This is a genomic window from Aeromonas sp. A04, from assembly GCF_047780465.1.
GTDB lineage: Bacteria > Pseudomonadota > Gammaproteobacteria > Enterobacterales > Aeromonadaceae > Aeromonas > Aeromonas bestiarum.
The window spans coordinates 234550-250199 of sequence record NZ_JBLNHP010000002.1 but is presented as its reverse complement, the minus strand read 5'-3'; the positions used below and the strand labels follow the sequence as shown (position 1 = coordinate 250199).

The window sequence follows — 15650 nt, the reverse complement described above, 5'->3', positions numbered from 1 at the left end:
GGCAAGGGGGAGGCAGCGAACGCCTGCCTCCCCCTCATCACCTGCGTCAGGCCTTGGCCTGTTGCGGAAGCACATCCTCTTCATCCGCCGGGCCGGCATTCATCATGCGGTTGAGCCAGGGCACCATCAGCGCCATCACCACGGCCACCAGCAGCGTCGCCAGTCCTATCTTGCCAAACACATCCGTATAGATCGGCAGCGTCAGCAGTGGATCCGTCACCCCTTGCGGCACTGCGGTAAAGGTCGCCACATAGCCCCCCAGCAGGGATGCCATCGCCTGGGTCAGGAACCACATTCCCAGGATGAAGCCCATCAACCGCTGCGGCACCAGCGCCGCCACCATGGCCAGCCCCAGGGCGCTGATCATCAGCTCGCCCAGGCTCTGGAACAGATAGATAAGCACCATGAACCAGGGCGAGGTCAGCCCGCCGGCATCGGCAAACCAGATGCCCGCCGCCGCCGCGGTCAGGAAGCCAAGGGAGCAGAAGAACATGCCCAGGGTAAACTTGAGCGGCATGGTCAGATCCCGCCCCTGGCTGCCCATGCGGGTATAGATCATGGCCAGCACGGGGCTGCCCACCACCACCCAGAAGGGGTTCAGGGCCTGAAAGCTGATCGGATTGACGGTAAAGCCCAGCATCTCGTGATGCATGTTGTTGATGGCGAAGAAATTAAGCGAGGTCGGCATCTGGGCATAGAGCACGTAGAACACCACGGCCTCCAGCATCAGCACGAAGGCCACGTACATCTTGTTGCGGTGGATGCGATCCAGCTTGAACGCCTCGCGGAAGAAGAAGATCACCACAACCAGGGTCACCGTCATCAACACCATGTTGGCGATCACCACGTGGTGCATCAGCCAGGCGCAGAAGAAGACCAGCGCCACCGCCCCCAGCAAGACCAGCAGCAGCTTGCCGTAGTCGAGCGGCAGATGATCCGGCTCCGAGCCTATGTCCCTGACCATGTTGCGGCAGGCAAAGAAGGTCAGCAGCGCTATGATGAGGCCGACCCCGCACAGGTTGTAGGTCACCGTATAGCCGTAATGATCGGCAATGACCGGGGCCAGCGAGAGGGATATCAGGGAGCCAATGTTGATCGACATGTAGAACAGGGTGAAGGCCCCGTCCAGACGGGGATCCCTTGGCCCATAGCACTTGGCGAGCAGGCTGGCCGGGTTGGCCTTGAACAGGCAGTTGCCCACGGCAATGGTGCCCAGGGCATAGAAGATGAGGTCGGGATTGTAGATCGACATGCCGGTCATGAAATAGCCGATGACCAGCACTATGGCCCCCAATACCATGGTGCGCTTGGTGCCCAGAATATGGTCACCCACATAGCCGCCGACCGAGATCAGTCCATATACCAGCGCCGAGAAGGCGCCGAAGGTAATAAATGACTGCTCCTGTGAAAAACCCAGTTGTTGGACAAAGAAAACCGCCAGAATGCCTTGTACGCCGTAATAGCCAAAGCGTTCCCAGAGTTCGACGAAGAAGATCATGAAAAACGGTTTGGGTTGCTGTAACAACCCGGTCGGGGCGGATGGATGCATACTAACCTACCTGTGTGTATGTTCTTTTATTCATGTCAAAGCGGCAGGATCCACGCATTGATGCGCAGTCCTGCGCCTGATATGTCATATGGGGCGACAGCCAGGTTTGACGAGATGAATATTCATCTACCCGCAGTCATGCTTATTTGGCCTGTATCAGGGTGCCTGTTTAAATATCGGAGGCGGACACTGAGTTCACTTGGCAAATGGCTAAATAGCGCGGCCTCGCGCAGACAGCATTGCCTGATCTCACCCGTGCCTCCTCTCCCCCGGATCAGGTTCCCTATTCTGATGTGATGGTGCTTGGTACCCCGCTCACCGGCTCGGCCAGCAGGCAAGGCCGCACTTCGCAACCAACCAGACAAGGTTAAAACCACACGTTCAAGGATTGGCATGCTATATCACTAGCATCTAACGAACTTAATGGTTGATCACACTAGAAGATAACCAATTAATGACATTTTCTAATGAAACCGGATTACTTTTTGTAGCGCAAACAGCGCCATATGGGGCGTGAATTTTCGACCCTGACATGCCTGGCAAGCGAGCAGGTGGTATGGCGAACAGGGTGGCGGCAACCACCATCACTGACATGAAGAGAGGGGCAACAGACCCGTCATGACCCAGGTACTGACAAATACTGATACGCACCCGCGAGTATTAACCAATCTGGTCCGTTGACGCCCCCGGGTATATCAATTCCAATGGGCCGCCCGCATGATGTCGGGCGCTGTGGGAGTGAAACATGTATCAGTCATCGGATTTTGATATCGGCGGAGATCGACTCAGGATCAAGCGGGAGCAATATCCGCTCGCCAAAATAGTGAATATCAAGGCCAGACAATCCAGCCTGACCAAACAGCTGCTGCGGGCGGCCGGCATAGGCCTGATATTCTCCTTCGCCGTCTGGCTGCTGCCCCTGTTCAATACAGCGCCCGAGGTGACGACCATATTGGCCCCCCTGCTGTTTATTGCGGGCATGCTGTTTGCACTGCTGCAATACGCCAGATATGAATTGCTCATCGAGGTGCGACATGGGGATGAGACCGGCATTCAATGGGTCACTGTGGCCAGAAGCCGCCACCAGCAAGACTTCGCCCTGTTCCGGCAACAGGCGGATATTCTCACCCGTCGGCTGATGCAATAGTCCGGGCGCCTGACACGAATACGCCGGGGCAGCCCCGGCGTATTTCACGACATTTATCCACCGCCCCCTTGGCCGACAGACAGATGGATACGGCTGATCACAACGCCAGCTGGCTCAGGATGGCGTGGGCCGCCTTGACCCTGGCCTCGTTGGGATAGTTGCGGTTGGCCAGCATGACGATGCCGATTCCCTTGGCGGGCACGAACGCCACATAGGCGCCAAAGCCGTTGGTCGAGCCCGTCTTGTTGTAGAGTCGCGCCAACCCCGTCTCTTGGGACGCGGCAACGGGTTTGACCGGGTTGGCATTGTAAATCACCGCCGAGGAGTTGCCCGCCAGCAATGTCTGCTCGGTGACGGGATAGGCGTAACTCTCCCAGCCCAGTCCCTGGGTCATGTCCCCCACAGAGTAGAAACCTGTGTGGGTCAGCGCGATCGCGCTCTTGACCGCCTCATCCCCCTGATAGCCGATGTTGGCCTCGACAAATCTCAGCAGATCCGCCGAGCCGGTCTTGATGCCATAGGCCTCTGCCGCCAGCACACCCGGATTGACCCTGATGGGCTTGTCTTCCTTCGAATAGCCATAGGCATAGTTCGCCATGGCCGCGTCGGGGACCTGAATATAGGTGTGGTGCAGACCCAGCCTGGGCAGCAGGGTCTGGCTCATCAGTTGCTCAAACGGCTGGCCCAGGCTGCTCGCCGCCAGGTGGCCGAACAGGCCTATGCTGGGGTTGGAATATTGGCGATGGCTGCCCGCCGGATAGGCCGGTGCCCAATGCCGGTAATACGCCTGCATCTTGTCGCTCGAATCCACCTCGTCGGGGAACTGCAGCGGCAGGCCACCCGCGCTGTAGGTGGCGAGCTCAGCCATTGTGATGCCATCAAAGGCGGAGCCTTTGAGCCAGGGCGCATGCTGGCTCGCCTTGTCCTCCAGCTGAAAACCACCCTTGACCGAGGCATAGGCGCCAAGGGTCGCGGTCAGTGTTTTGCTGACCGAGCCAATCTCGAACAGGGTCTGCTCGCTGACGCGAGCACCGCTCTCCCGATCCGCCACCCCGTAGTTGAAGTAGTGCGCCTTGCCATCCTTGAGCACGGCGACCGCCATGCCCGGGATCCTGTGCTGCTTGAGCAGAGGCTGGATGGCGCCGTCGACCACGGTCGTAAGGGGATCCGCCCCCTCGCCGTGGGACAGGGGGGAGAGCAGCAGGGCACTCAGTGCAAGCAGTGACACGGCAGTGTTTTGTTTCATTGGATGAGTCTCGCGATGGATAAAGGCGCCGGCATGGTGGCAGGCGCGGTCAAGGTGTGAGGCCAGCATAACCGGCCAGCATGTGTCCACTGTGCGCCTGGGTGAAGTCTGTGTGAAGTCGCCCCCAAACATGACCCCTCTCAAGGGTTTATCCCGGAGTTGCCCGCCTTCTCCCGCCGCTGACGTATAAGCTGTAGGGGCGAAAGGAGACAAGGGAGGCGCGGGTGAAGGGACAAGAGCACATAGCACGACTGCTGGCGGCACTGGAGCAGGTGATCCTGGGCAAGCCGCTGCAACTCAAGATAGCCCTGGTGACCCTGCTGGCCCGTGGTCACCTGCTGATCGAGGATCTGCCCGGCATGGGCAAGACCACCCTGGCCCACGGGCTGGCGCAGGTGCTGGGGCTGGACTGTCGACGGGTACAGTTCACCGCCGATCTGCTGCCGGCCGACCTGCTGGGGTTGCAGATCTTTGACCCCCACCAGCAGCAATTTCGCTTTCACCCCGGCCCCGTCTTTACCCAGGTGCTGCTGGCGGACGAGATCAACCGCGCCAGCCCCAAGGTGCAGAGCGCCCTGCTGGAGGCCATGGCCGAGGGCAAGGTGAGCATAGAGGGCCACACCCACCCGCTCCCCTCTCCTTTCTTCGTCATCGCCACCCAGAATCCGGCGGATCAGGCGGGCACCTATCCACTGCCGGAATCCCAGCTCGACCGCTTCGCCGTGCGGCTGTCGCTTGGCTTTCCACCACGGGAAGCGGAGCGTCAGCTGCTGCGTGGCCATCGCCAGAGCCAACCCCTGACCCCGCAGTTGCATGCCACCGAGCTTGCTGCCCTGCAGGCCGAAGGGGATGCCATCCATGCCTCCGATGCCACCCTCGACTACCTGCTGGCGCTGGTGCAACAGAGCCGTTTCGATGCCGAGCTGCCCCAGCCCCTCTCCCCCAGGGCGGCCCAGACCCTGCTGGCGGTGAGCCGAGCCTGGGCGCTGGTGGCGGGGCGCCGTTTCGTCACTGTGGAAGATGTGCAGGCCGTCTTCCCTTATGTGGCCGAGCACAGGCTCAGGGGCAGCTTCGGCGTGCAGCGCGGCGAGGCCTGCCCCCTGAGCCAGCGCCTGCTGGCCAGGGTCGATCCGGACAATCCTTGATGAGACGCTCCCTGATGGGCTGGCGCCAGTGGAGGGAGCGCTGGCAGCGACGCTGGCTGGCCCGCCGCATTCCCCCGGCCCGCCAGATGACTCTGGGGCCGCGCAGCCTGTTTATCCTGCCTACTCGCATGGGGCTGCTCTATCTGCTGGTGATGATCGCCATCTATCTGCTCGGCACCAACTACCAGAACAACCTGGTGCTGCTGGTATCTTATTGCCTCGGCAGCCTCTTCATGGCCGCCATGTGGCTCACCCATCGCAACCTGCTGGGGCTGGCATTGCTGGGAGGACCCGCTGTGCTAGGGGAGGCGGGCAGCCAGCTGCCCATGCGGGTGACGGTGCAGAGCCCGCGCCCGGTGCAGGCGCTGCACTTCAGTCTCAACGAGGGGGCGCTCTGGCTGGCGCAGGCCGGCTCGGCTCCCCAGTGCCTGACCCTGGCGGTGCCGGGCCTGCGACGGGGCCGTCTGCCATTGGGCCGCTTGCGGGTGGAGAGCCGCTATCCCCTCGGCCTGTTTCGCTGCTGGTCGCTGCTGGATCTGCAACTGGAGGCCTGGCTCTCCCCCAAGCCCCTGCATGGGCTGTTGCGAAGCGAGGAGCTGTCGGCTCAGCACGGCGCGCAGGGCCAGCCAGGCCCGGCCCCCCTCGGCGACTTTGACATGCTGCGGGCATACCAGAGTGGGGAGCCTTTCGGCCGGATCGCCTGGAAGCAGCTCGCCCAGGGGCGCGGCCTGCTGGTCAAGCAGTTCCACGAGCCGAGGCAGGATGACACCCACCTCAGCCTGACGCGGGTAACGGGCACGGATCTGGAGCAGCGGCTGGCGGTGCTGGCCTGGTGGTGTGGTGATTACGGCAGGCGGGGCATTCCCTTCACCCTGACTCTGGCGGGGCAGACGCTCGGCCCTGACTGTGGCCCCGCCTTTCTCCAGCGCTGCCAGCTGGCGCTGGCCAGCGTCGACAACCCGCAGGCTCAGGCAGACGAGGCCAGCCCGTATGCTTCTCGATAACCGGCGCCTGCTGCCCCTCATCGCCCTGCAACAGCTGCTGCTGGTGCTGGCACTCTGGCCCCAGCTGCAGCTCTGGATCGTCGCCGTCGGCGCCCTCACCCTGAGCGTGCGAGCCATGATGCTGTGGCGGGGCTGGCGCGCGCCCCCCGCTCGCGCACTGGCGCTGCTGGCCATCACCGGGGCCCTGCTGCTGGCCTGGCAGTGGCGGGCACTGGGCACCTTGCCGGCCCTCATCAACCTGCTCTGGCTCGGCTACAGCCTGAAGATCATAGAGGTGCGGCAGGAGCGGGATATAGAGCAGGTACTGCTGCTCGCCTTCTTTCTCATCGCACTGACGCTGGTGCAGCGCCAAAGCATGGGCTGGACCCTGGCGATGGCGGGGGCACTCTGGCTGGCGGTGACGGCGCTGGTGACCGCCGTGGCCCCCGAACAGAAACAGCCGTGGCGCAGCGCGGGTTTCTCGCTGCTGCTGGCCCTTCCCCTGCTGCTGACCCTGTTTCTGGTGCTGCCCAGGCTGCCGCCGCTCTGGCAGATGCCGACCACCAGCCGCGCCCTGTCGGGTCTTTCGGAAGAGGTGGCCCCCGGCGACATCAGTGAACTGGTCAACTCTTCCGAGCTGGCCTTTCGTGTCACCTTTGCCGACGGCCCGCCCCCCGCCAATGAGCGCTATTTTCCCGTGATGCGCCAGGAGCTGTTCGATGGCCGGCGCTGGCGGCTGAGCGCCGAGATCCGGCAGTGGCAACAAGCCCAACCCATGCAGACTGCGCCCCTTCAGGCCAGTGCAGGGGCTCTGCCTGGCGCTAGCTACGAGGTAATCGCCGAACCCCAGCGCCACCGCTGGACCCTGGCCCTGTCCAGGCCCAGGGTGGTGAGCGGCCCGGTGCAAGTCAGCCCGCTCACCACCCTCTATCGCCGGGACCGGGGGGATCAAAGGATCAGCTACCGGGTCACCAGCGAGCCAACAGCGCCCAAGGCAGACCTCGCCGCCCGACGGCTCAACCTGCAACTGCCCCCGGCCGGCAACCCCAGGGCCCGCGCCCATGCCCTCACCTTGGCAGCCCGTTATCCAGACCGGGCAGCGCTGGCCTCGGCCCTGCTCGATGAGTTTCGGCGCGAACCCTTTTACTACACACTGCAACCGCCGCTGCTGGGACCGGATGGGGTGGATGACTTCCTGTTCAACAGTCGGCGCGGCTTCTGCGGCCACTACGCCATGGCCACCGCCTTCGTGCTGCGGGCGGCCGGCATTCCGGCGCGGCTGGTGACCGGCTATCTCGGCGGTGAGTGGAACCCCAGGGGCAACTACCTGGAGGTGCATCAGTTCGATGCCCACGCCTGGGTGGAATACCTGAATGAGCAGGGCGACTGGCAGCGGCTGGACCCCACGGCGGCGGTGGCACCGCAACGGATAGAGGGGGGCATGACGGCGGCCCTGAGCGACGAGTTCACCGCCGCCGATCCCCTCTCACTGCAGCGCTATCGCAACTGGGCCCTGCTCAACCAGTTGCGCTGGTGGGGCGCCAATCTCGACTACCAGTGGACCCGGCGGGTGCTCAACTACGATGCAGCCCTGTTGTGGCAACAGGTGGGAGCGCGCTGGCCTGTGTTGGCCAGCCACACCGCCTGGCTGATCCTGGCCTGCCTGCTGGGGGTGGCCACCCTGGTGGGTACGCTGCTGTTGTGGCCGGGGCGGGCGCCGCCGCAACAGCGGCTGTGGCGCCCCCTGCGCCGGCGTGCCGCCCGCCAGGGGTGGCAACCCGCCGAGGGGGAGAGTCTGGCCAGCTGGTGCGCGCGGCTCGGCTCCCTTGTCCCTCTGCTGGCGCGGCCGCTGGCACGCTGCGCCTGGCTCTATCGGCGCTGGCGCTACGCCCCCCTCTCCCCGAGACAACGACAGCGGGTCTGGCAGCAACTGCAGCGACGGCTGCGCCAGACCTGCCGCGCATGGGATGGGCAGCGATAGCGCCGGGCACCCATCAGGATCCCGCGCAAGCAAAAGGGGAGCCAGTGGCTCCCCTTGTTCATCAGGCAACAGCGAGCGTCAGGCTCAGGCCTGCTTGCTGCTCTGGGGCGGGTTGTCCCAGATCCCCTCTTCCAGCTGGCTGCGGATCTCGGGGTACTTGTTGGCATCGAAGGTGGGCACCTTGCCCAGCTTGAGCTGATCGTTGTAGTCCTTGGCCAGCTTGATGGCCACGCCGGAGAGCAGCAGTATGGCCACCAGGTTGACGATGGCCATCAGCCCCATGGAGACATCCGCCATGGCCCACACGGTCGGCAGCTCACCCACGGAACCGAACATCACCATGCCCAGCACGAACATCCGGAACAGCATCAGGCCGCCCTTGTGGTTGTGCTCCAGAAACACCAGGTTGGTCTCGGCGTAGGAGTAGTTCGCCACTATGGAGGTGAAGGCGAAGAAGAAGATGGCCGCCGCGATGAAGATGTTGCCACCGCCACCTATCTGGGAGGAGAGCGCCCGCTGGGTCAGCTCGACCCCTGTGATGCCGGAGCCAGGTTCAAACTGGCCGGACATCAGTATGATGGCCGCGGTACAGGTACAGATGACGATAGTGTCGAGGAACACCCCCAGCATCTGCACATAGCCCTGGGAGGCCGGGTGCGGCGGATAGGGGGTCGCGGTCGCGGCGGCGTTGGGGGCTGAGCCCATACCGGCTTCGTTGGAGAAGAGACCGCGCTTGATGCCGTTGATCATCGCCTGGGAGATGGCGTAACCCATGGCGCCGGAACCCGCCTGCTCGATGCCGAAGGCCGACTTGATGATGAGAACAAAGACCCCTGGCAATTCGCTGATGTTCATCGCCACCACGAACAGCGCCATCAGTATGTAGGCCAGCGCCATGAAGGGCACTACCAGTTCGGCGAAGCGGGCTATGCCACGAATGCCGCCGAAGATGATGAGGCCGGAGAGCACCACCAGCGCCAGGCCGGTCGCCCAGTCAGGAATGCCGAACGCCACGTTCATCGCCAGGCTGATGGAGTTGGCCTGCACCGCGTTGAACACCAGGCCGAATGCCAGCAACAGACAGAGGGAGAATACCACCCCCATCCAGCGCATGCCGAGGCCGCGCTCCATGTAGTAGGCGGGGCCACCACGGTAGTTGCCATCCTCGTCCTTCACCTTGTAGAGCTGGGCCAGAGTGCTCTCCACGAAGGCCGTCGCCATGCCGATGAAGGCGATCAGCCACATCCAGAAGATGGCACCCGGGCCACCTAGGTAGATGGCCACGGCCACACCGGCCAGGTTGCCGGTACCCACGCGGGCGGCAAGGCTGGTACAGAGTGCCTGGAAGGAGGAGATGCCGGCCTTGTCCGATTTGCGGCTATTGCGCAACACGGAGAACATGTGGCCGAAATGGCGGATCTGGATAAAGCCCAGCCGGAAGGTAAAGAAGATGCCGACCCCGATGAGCAGGTAGATGAGCACGGCTCCCCACATCAGGTCGTTAATCATTGCGATCAAGGTGTCCATATTTCTCTCGTTGTTATCACGTCCATGGCCAGTCTGCGCTGGCCCCTTGCTGTCTGTTTCTGAATTAGCGGTTCACTAAAGGGGCGGAATCTAGCATAGCGAGGGAGTTCAGAATAGTGATCGCGATCACTGAGAAAACAAAAAACGAGCTGTCCGGCGCAATAAAGCTTCATTTAACACGCAAATTTTCAACAAAACTTGAAACTCAATCAATCAGCCGACAAATTAGACCCAAAAGAGCACAATTTGGCAATTATCTACATAGAGGTAGATGCGTTCACGGGGAAGCAAATCAGGGCGCAAGCGTTTACCTGAAATGGATTTCAAAATGGCCCCATTTTGCCAAACGTTTTACACGTAATAAAATTTCAAGTGGCTGACCACACAATTTATGTGACCGATGACACAAAACCGATAATCAACCAAAAAAGTTGTTTTTATCGGGGGATAAATCCATTTGCTGGAAATAGATAAAAGTCGTTTTTTATCAATTACTTTTATCCACTTCTTCCCCGCGCCGCCGGCGACTGGCTGATAAGCATACAAGCCCCCCTATTGCAGGATGCGCCACATCCGTATTAATTAGGCAGGCAATGGCGATGGGCCTCCCCCATCGTGCTTTTCTGAGCCTGAGCCGCCGGGATTTTGTAATTTTATTTCAGAACTGTCGTCTCATGCCCGCAACCCCGGGATCCCTCCCTCATTAAGAGATGATATTTGCTATGGCCGATAAATTAACCCAGCTGAAAGCCCTGACCACAGTTGTCGCCGATACCGGTGATATCGAAGCCATCAAGCGCTACCAGCCCATCGATGCCACCACCAACCCCTCCCTGGTGTTGAAGGCATCCGAGATCCCCGAATACGCGGCGCTGATCGAAGACGCCATCAACTGGGCCAAAGCCCAGAGCCAGGACAAGGCACAGCAAATCATCGACGCGGGCGACAAGCTGGCGGTCAACATAGGTCTGGAAATCCTGAAAATCGTTCCGGGCCGCATCTCCACCGAAGTGGATGCCCGTCTCTCCTTCGATACCGCCGCCAGCATCGCCAAGGCCCGCAAACTGATCCGCCTCTACAATGAAGCCGGTATCAGCAACGATCGCATCCTGATCAAGCTGGCCTCCACCTGGGAAGGGATCCGTGCCGCCGAGGTGCTGGAGAAAGAGGGTATCCAGTGCAACCTGACCCTGCTGTTCTCCTTCGCCCAGGCCCGCGCCTGTGCCGAAGCCGGCGCCTTCCTGATCTCCCCGTTCGTGGGCCGCATCCTCGACTGGTACAAGGTCAAGCACAACCGTGACTACACCGCGAGCGAAGATCCGGGCGTGGTTTCCGTCACCGCCATCTACGACTACTACAAGCAGCATGACTACCCGACCGTGGTCATGGGTGCCAGCTTCCGCAACACAGGCGAGATCCTGGAACTTGCCGGTTGCGACCGCCTGACCATAGGCCCGGCCCTGCTGGAAGAGCTGAGCAAGACCGAAGGCGCTGTGGTGCGCAAGCTGAACTACACAGGCGAGCGCAAGGCCAAACCGGCTCCGATGAGCGAGGCCGAATTCCGCTGGGAACTGAACCAGGACGCCATGGCCCACGAGAAGCTGGGCGAGGGCATCCGCATGTTCGCCATCGACCAGGGCAAGCTGGAAACCATGCTGGCCAGCCGCCTCTAATCAGGGCGCCAAGAGCAGACAAAAACCGGACTCCCGCGAGGGAGTCCGGTTTTTTTATGGGCGCTGGATCCCCTGTCATGAGTTCGTCACGAAAACGTTTTAATTTTAATGGCGTTATGTTATACGGGTGATGAAAACGAGAATAACCAAGGAGGGAGCCATGGAAATGTTCAACTTCGATTATGACGATGTGGTTGAGCTCGGTTCACGTAGCCGCGGGACAACGGGAAAGAAACGTAAATGGCGTGAGATTGAGGCGTTGAAAGACAAGCATCGCCTGCAGAAGGAGCTGCAATCCATCGACATCGCCTACGAAGGTCTCTCGGAAGAGATCGAACTGTAAAAACAGCGCCCCGGTTAACCGGGGCGCTGTTTTTTAGTGGCTTGTGACTGTCAGGAGGAGAGTGGCAACGACAGGCGTTTGGCCAGCTCCTGGAAGTGCTGACTGATCTCGGCGCCAAACAGGGGATCCCCTATGGCCCGGTTATGCCAGATCTGCTCCAGGTGACGCCAATCGTCCTCGGTCAGCGAATCGCGCAGATGGGGGAAGATGACCCCCTCTTCATAGTTCATGTGCGCCTCTTGCAGCGCCACAAACTGATCCAGCTTGGCCGTGAACTGATCCAGCGGGATGACCGCATCCATCAGTATCATCTCCACCATCTCCTTGAGCTCGGCACCGGCCTCCAGCAGTCTGGCGTGCTCCTCCTGCAACCGGTTGGCGACCTCGCCCTCCACCACCCGATATTTCAGGTAGTAGTCGTAGATCATGTCCTCTTTCGGGTGGTGGTACTTGTCCGACACCTCCCGCAAATAATCCACCACGTCCCGGATCAGGAAGTAGCTGACCGGCTGTTCACTGCGAATGGCGGCAAGCTTGTTCTTGAGCAATTGCAACAGCTTGGCGATGTTGAGGTGGTCCTTATGCAGACTGGCTAACATGGGCACTCCTTGCACTGATTTGAGAAACATCCTGTCTCGAGTATACGGTCATTTATTGCGCTAACTTTGCACTCAATCAAATCTGACGCAGACAATCCCGGCTCATACCCCCTCCTTCAGATGACCTCGATTGCCGCCTCCAGCCTGTCCGCAGACGACCAGAAACAGTGCGATCCCTCTCGGGCTCACACTGTCGGGGTCACATCCGTCTGGCCTGGGTCGGCTACTCGCAGACCGAATGCCAGTTGATGGGGCTCATCCCCTGCTGGGCCAGCAGACGGTTGGTTTCGGAGAAGTGGCCGCAACCTATGAAGCCGCGATGGGCGGAGAGCGGGCTGGGATGAGGCGCGCTCAGCACGTGATGGCGCTGCCGGTCGATGAAACGGCCCTTCTTCTGGGCATGAGCCCCCCACAACAGGAAGACAACCCCCTGACAGCTGGCATTGATCTGCTCTATGACCCTGTCGGTGAAGGTTTCCCAGCCCAGATGGGCGTGAGAGTGGGCCATGCCTGCCTGCACAGTCAGCACCGTATTGAGCAACAGCACCCCCTGCTGGGCCCAGGACTCCAGAAAACCGTGATTGGGTGTGACAAAACCCGGCAGATCCCGCTGCATCTCCTTGTAGATGTTGACCAGCGAGGGAGGCGTGCGCACCCCGGGCAGCACGGAGAAGCAGAGGCCATGGGCCTGGTTCGGGCCGTGATACGGGTCCTGACCCAGGATCACCACCCTGACCCGATCCAGCTCGGTCAGCTTGAAGGCGTTGAACACCTCGGTTGCCGGGGGGTAGATAAGCTTGCCCGCTTCCCGCTCACTCCTGACGGTCGCCAGGGTCGCCTTGAAATAGTCCTGCTCTTTCTCAGAGCCAATCACATCTGTCCAGCTCGGCACCCCAGCCTCCTCAATCAATGCGGCAGGATCAGACCCCTGCGGTCCTCTCCCTTTCTCCTCTTTCTCCGAATCCAGTACATCTGTCCAGGTCAGCACCCCAATATCCTCAATTAATGCGGCAAGGGGCTCAGGATAGGGGGGCAGACCACAAGACGCAACCGCAGCGCCATCGGCTGAGCCCCATACGGCTGGTCGCTACAGCCATTATGCCCCCTCATCGAGAGCGGCAAAAAACGCGAGGGGCCGAACCAGCCCGCTTCGCCAAGTGTGCCAAGGCGGAGGGCCTCACCTTCCCCTGAGCCCCTGCCGGCGGATCCGCTTCCTTTTATAGCGAAGACGAGAATCCTGGGTTGCCGGACGATGGACATCCGGCCCTGTACCCTGGCCCAGTCTGCCGGTGAGGCCGGCTGCGCCCTGACTTCCACGGAGTCAAATAGCCATAACATGTAGTTAAATTACTAGATTTAATTAATGAAAGATGCATAATTTGTATATCTTACATAATCAGAAAAATGACCTATTTTTGATTAATCTCAATAATTTAATCCCTATAGACAGGCGCAAATCGCGTATTTTTTGATTTAGATCAATTTTCGTATTATTACCATCGTGGTATATATGACCCAACAAAGTAAAGGTGTAAGGTAAGGGCCCTTTAAATCATCCCGGTGGTTTAAATACATCAGGGTAATTTCCTTACAGTTGAATCCGCTTTCCTATGAGGAGTCATACCATGATCAAGGGCATCCAAATCACCCAGTCCACCAACGCAGCGCTGCTGAACTCTTTCTGGCTGCTGGACGAAGAGAAGCAACAGGCTCGTTGCATCTGCGCCAAGGGCGACACCTTCACCGCCGATCAGGAAGTCAGCGTCTCTGACCTGGGTCAGTTCGAATACCGTGAGCTGCCGGTTCAAGCCGAACCTGCCGTGGAAGGTGGTCAGCACCTGAACGTCAACGTCCTGCGTCGCGAGACCCTGGAAGACGCCATCGCCAACCCGGAGAAGTACCCGCAGCTGACCATACGTGTTTCCGGCTATGCCGTGCGCTTCAACGCACTGACCCCGGAACAGCAGCGTGACGTGGTCACCCGTACCTTTACCCAGAGCCTGTAATTCCCTCTGCGGTGATCTGCACCATGAAAAACGGCCCTCTCGGGCCGTTTTTTTATGTCTGACTGTCCGCCCCTGGCTGGCCTATGGGTCAGTGCCTGCGGGCGGCAAATCTGGCTCTGGCAGGGCCCGGGGCATGACAGGCATGCCGCGGGCCCGGCTCGTCGCTATCCCTGTTGATCCGCCTTCAGGGCCGACGATCCCAGCACCTCGTGCATCTGCTGCTCATCGAGCTGATCGCAGTAACGGGCCACCACCACGGTAGCCACCCCGTTGCCGATCAGGTTGGTCAGGGCACGCGCCTCCGACATGAAGCGATCTATGCCGAGGATCAGCGCCAACCCGGCGAGCGGCAGGTGCCCCACCGCCGAGATGGTGGCCGCCAGCACGATGAAGCCACTGCCGGTGACGCCGGCCGCCCCTTTCGAAGAGATGAGCAGCACCACCAGCAGGGTGATCTGCTGGAACAGATCCAGCGGCGTGTTGGTCGCCTGGGCGATGAAGATGGCCGCCATGGTCAGATAGATGGAGGTGCCATCCAGGTTGAAGGAGTAACCGGTCGGGATCACCAGCCCCACCACCGACTTCTTGCAGCCGAGCGCCTCCATCTTGACCAGCATGCGCGGCAACACGGATTCAGAAGAGGAGGTTCCCAGCACGATCAGCAGCTCTTCCTTGATGTAGGAAATAAAGCGCAGGATGCTGAAACCATTCGCCCTGGCGATGCTGCCCAATACCAGAAAAATGAACAGCAGACAGGTCATATAGAAACAGGCAATCAATTGGCCCAGCTGGATCAGCGAGCCAATACCGTATTTCCCTATGGTAAAGGCCATGGCACCAAATGCCCCGACCGGCGCCAGTCGCATGATCATGTTGATGATGCCGAAAATAACCTGGGAGAAGCTGTCGATGACATTGAAGATTAATTTTCCCTTCTCGCCAATATGATGCAGGGAGAAACCAAACAGCACAGCAAACAGCAACACCTGGAGAATATTGCCGCTGGCAAAGGCGCCGATCACGCTGCCCGGGATCACGTCAAGCAGGAAGGCGATGATGCCCTGCGACTTGGCCTGCTCGGCATAGGCCGAGATGGAACTGGCGTCCAGCGTGGCAGGATCCACGTTCATGCCCACCCCGGGCTGCAACAGGTTGACCACGCACAGCCCAATGACCAGGGCTATGGTGCTCACCACTTCAAAGTAGAGCAGCGCTATGGCACCGGTTTTCCCCACCGCCTTCATGCTCTCCATGCCGGCGATACCCGTTACCACGGTACAGAAAATAACGGGGGCTATGATCATCTTGATTAATTTAACGAAGCCATCACCCAGTGGCTTCATATCCGCCCCGAGGTCGGGATAGACGTGCCCCAGAAATACCCCCAGGGTGATCGCAAGCAGCACCTGGAAATAAAGGCTGCTGAATATTTTCTTTCGCATTATTAACGT

13 protein-coding genes are annotated in these 15650 nt (G+C 60.4%); 7 read left to right on the top strand and 6 right to left on the bottom strand.

All coding sequences use genetic code 11. The annotated features are described in order from the left end of the window. Nucleotides 1-46 precede the first annotated feature (46 nt). Nucleotides 47-1549: a dipeptide/tripeptide permease DtpB gene (gene dtpB / locus ACM3N8_RS08970; RefSeq protein ID WP_043135594.1), complete on the bottom strand. Its 1503-nt coding sequence runs from the start codon at nt 1547-1549 to the stop codon at nt 47-49. 745 nt (nt 1550-2294) lie between these two features. Between dtpB and ACM3N8_RS08965 the strand changes: the two genes are divergently transcribed. Then, nucleotides 2295-2696, top strand: coding sequence for a DUF6232 family protein (locus tag ACM3N8_RS08965; protein ID WP_098983053.1), 402 nt, complete (start codon nt 2295-2297; stop codon nt 2694-2696). 97 nt (nt 2697-2793) lie between these two features. Here the strand turns inward: ACM3N8_RS08965 and ampC are convergent, their stop codons facing one another. Continuing rightward, complete coding sequence (ampC, locus tag ACM3N8_RS08960; protein WP_416015993.1) at nt 2794-3942, bottom strand: FOX/MOX family class C beta-lactamase; 1149 nt, start codon at nt 3940-3942, stop codon at nt 2794-2796. Nucleotides 3943-4166: 224 nt separating this feature from the next. Here ampC and ACM3N8_RS08955 point away from each other — a divergent pair, with 224 nt between their 5' ends. Genes ACM3N8_RS08955 through ACM3N8_RS08945 form a run of 3 tightly spaced genes read left to right on the top strand, consistent with a single transcriptional unit; the run spans nt 4167 to nt 8051 of the window. Next, nucleotides 4167-5087 carry an AAA family ATPase gene (locus tag ACM3N8_RS08955; RefSeq protein WP_416015992.1) on the top strand — a complete coding sequence of 307 codons (921 nt, stop codon included), beginning with the start codon at nt 4167-4169 and terminating at the stop codon, nt 5085-5087. 14 nt (nt 5088-5101) lie between these two features. After that, entirely contained in the window at nt 5102-6091 is a 990-nt protein-coding gene (locus tag ACM3N8_RS08950; protein ID WP_416016124.1) for a DUF58 domain-containing protein, read from the top strand. Continuing rightward, nucleotides 6078-8051 carry a transglutaminase TgpA family protein gene (locus ACM3N8_RS08945; RefSeq protein ID WP_416015991.1) on the top strand — a complete coding sequence of 658 codons (1974 nt, stop codon included), beginning with the start codon at nt 6078-6080 and terminating at the stop codon, nt 8049-8051. Before ACM3N8_RS08950 ends, ACM3N8_RS08945 begins: the two co-directional genes overlap by 14 nt. Nucleotides 8052-8135: 84 nt before the next feature. Here the strand turns inward: ACM3N8_RS08945 and ACM3N8_RS08940 are convergent, their stop codons facing one another. Further along, entirely contained in the window at nt 8136-9578 is a 1443-nt protein-coding gene (locus tag ACM3N8_RS08940) for an alanine/glycine:cation symporter family protein (RefSeq protein ID WP_043135606.1), read from the bottom strand. A 722-nt stretch (nt 9579-10300) separates the two neighbouring features. On the opposite strand from ACM3N8_RS08940, the gene tal reads away from it, so the two are divergent. Continuing rightward, on the top strand, nt 10301-11251 hold the full coding sequence (gene tal / locus ACM3N8_RS08935; RefSeq protein WP_241278482.1) for a transaldolase: 951 nt from the start codon (nt 10301-10303) through the stop codon (nt 11249-11251). A 160-nt stretch (nt 11252-11411) separates the two neighbouring features. After that, nucleotides 11412-11594, top strand: a complete 183-nt coding sequence (locus ACM3N8_RS08930; RefSeq protein ID WP_042867775.1) for a DUF3545 family protein — start codon at nt 11412-11414, stop codon at nt 11592-11594. A 50-nt stretch (nt 11595-11644) separates the two neighbouring features. On the opposite strand, the gene ACM3N8_RS08925 is transcribed toward ACM3N8_RS08930, so the two are convergent. Both ACM3N8_RS08925 and ung read right to left on the bottom strand, forming a co-directional pair. Beyond that, nucleotides 11645-12193, bottom strand: coding sequence for a hemerythrin domain-containing protein (locus ACM3N8_RS08925; RefSeq protein WP_416015990.1), 549 nt, complete (start codon nt 12191-12193; stop codon nt 11645-11647). Between the two features lie 223 nt (nt 12194-12416). Further along, nucleotides 12417-13085 carry a uracil-DNA glycosylase gene (gene ung, locus ACM3N8_RS08920; RefSeq protein WP_043135777.1) on the bottom strand — a complete coding sequence of 223 codons (669 nt, stop codon included), beginning with the start codon at nt 13083-13085 and terminating at the stop codon, nt 12417-12419. A 733-nt stretch (nt 13086-13818) separates the two neighbouring features. Here ung and grcA point away from each other — a divergent pair. Then, complete coding sequence (gene grcA / locus ACM3N8_RS08915; RefSeq protein WP_042867771.1) at nt 13819-14199, top strand: autonomous glycyl radical cofactor GrcA; 381 nt, start codon at nt 13819-13821, stop codon at nt 14197-14199. Between the two features lie 164 nt (nt 14200-14363). Here the strand turns inward: grcA and ACM3N8_RS08910 are convergent, their stop codons facing one another. Then, entirely contained in the window at nt 14364-15641 is a 1278-nt protein-coding gene (locus ACM3N8_RS08910; RefSeq protein WP_290017749.1) for a dicarboxylate/amino acid:cation symporter, read from the bottom strand. Nucleotides 15642-15650: the final 9 nt, after the last annotated feature.

Coding starts and splice junctions, on each gene's coding strand:
- ACM3N8_RS08925 (WP_416015990.1), bottom strand. CDS start 12,193: ATGTTAGCCAGTCTGCATAAGGACCACCTCAACATCGCCAAGCTGTTG.
- ACM3N8_RS08910 (WP_290017749.1), bottom strand. CDS start 15,641: ATGCGAAAGAAAATATTCAGCAGCCTTTATTTCCAGGTGCTGCTTGCG.
- ACM3N8_RS08945 (WP_416015991.1), top strand. CDS start 6,078: ATGCTTCTCGATAACCGGCGCCTGCTGCCCCTCATCGCCCTGCAACAG.
- ACM3N8_RS08950 (WP_416016124.1), top strand. CDS start 5,102: ATGGGCTGGCGCCAGTGGAGGGAGCGCTGGCAGCGACGCTGGCTGGCC.
- tal (WP_241278482.1), top strand. CDS start 10,301: ATGGCCGATAAATTAACCCAGCTGAAAGCCCTGACCACAGTTGTCGCC.
- dtpB (WP_043135594.1), bottom strand. CDS start 1,549: ATGCATCCATCCGCCCCGACCGGGTTGTTACAGCAACCCAAACCGTTT.
- ACM3N8_RS08930 (WP_042867775.1), top strand. CDS start 11,412: ATGGAAATGTTCAACTTCGATTATGACGATGTGGTTGAGCTCGGTTCA.
- grcA (WP_042867771.1), top strand. CDS start 13,819: ATGATCAAGGGCATCCAAATCACCCAGTCCACCAACGCAGCGCTGCTG.
- ACM3N8_RS08940 (WP_043135606.1), bottom strand. CDS start 9,578: ATGGACACCTTGATCGCAATGATTAACGACCTGATGTGGGGAGCCGTG.
- ampC (WP_416015993.1), bottom strand. CDS start 3,942: ATGAAACAAAACACTGCCGTGTCACTGCTTGCACTGAGTGCCCTGCTG.
- ACM3N8_RS08965 (WP_098983053.1), top strand. CDS start 2,295: ATGTATCAGTCATCGGATTTTGATATCGGCGGAGATCGACTCAGGATC.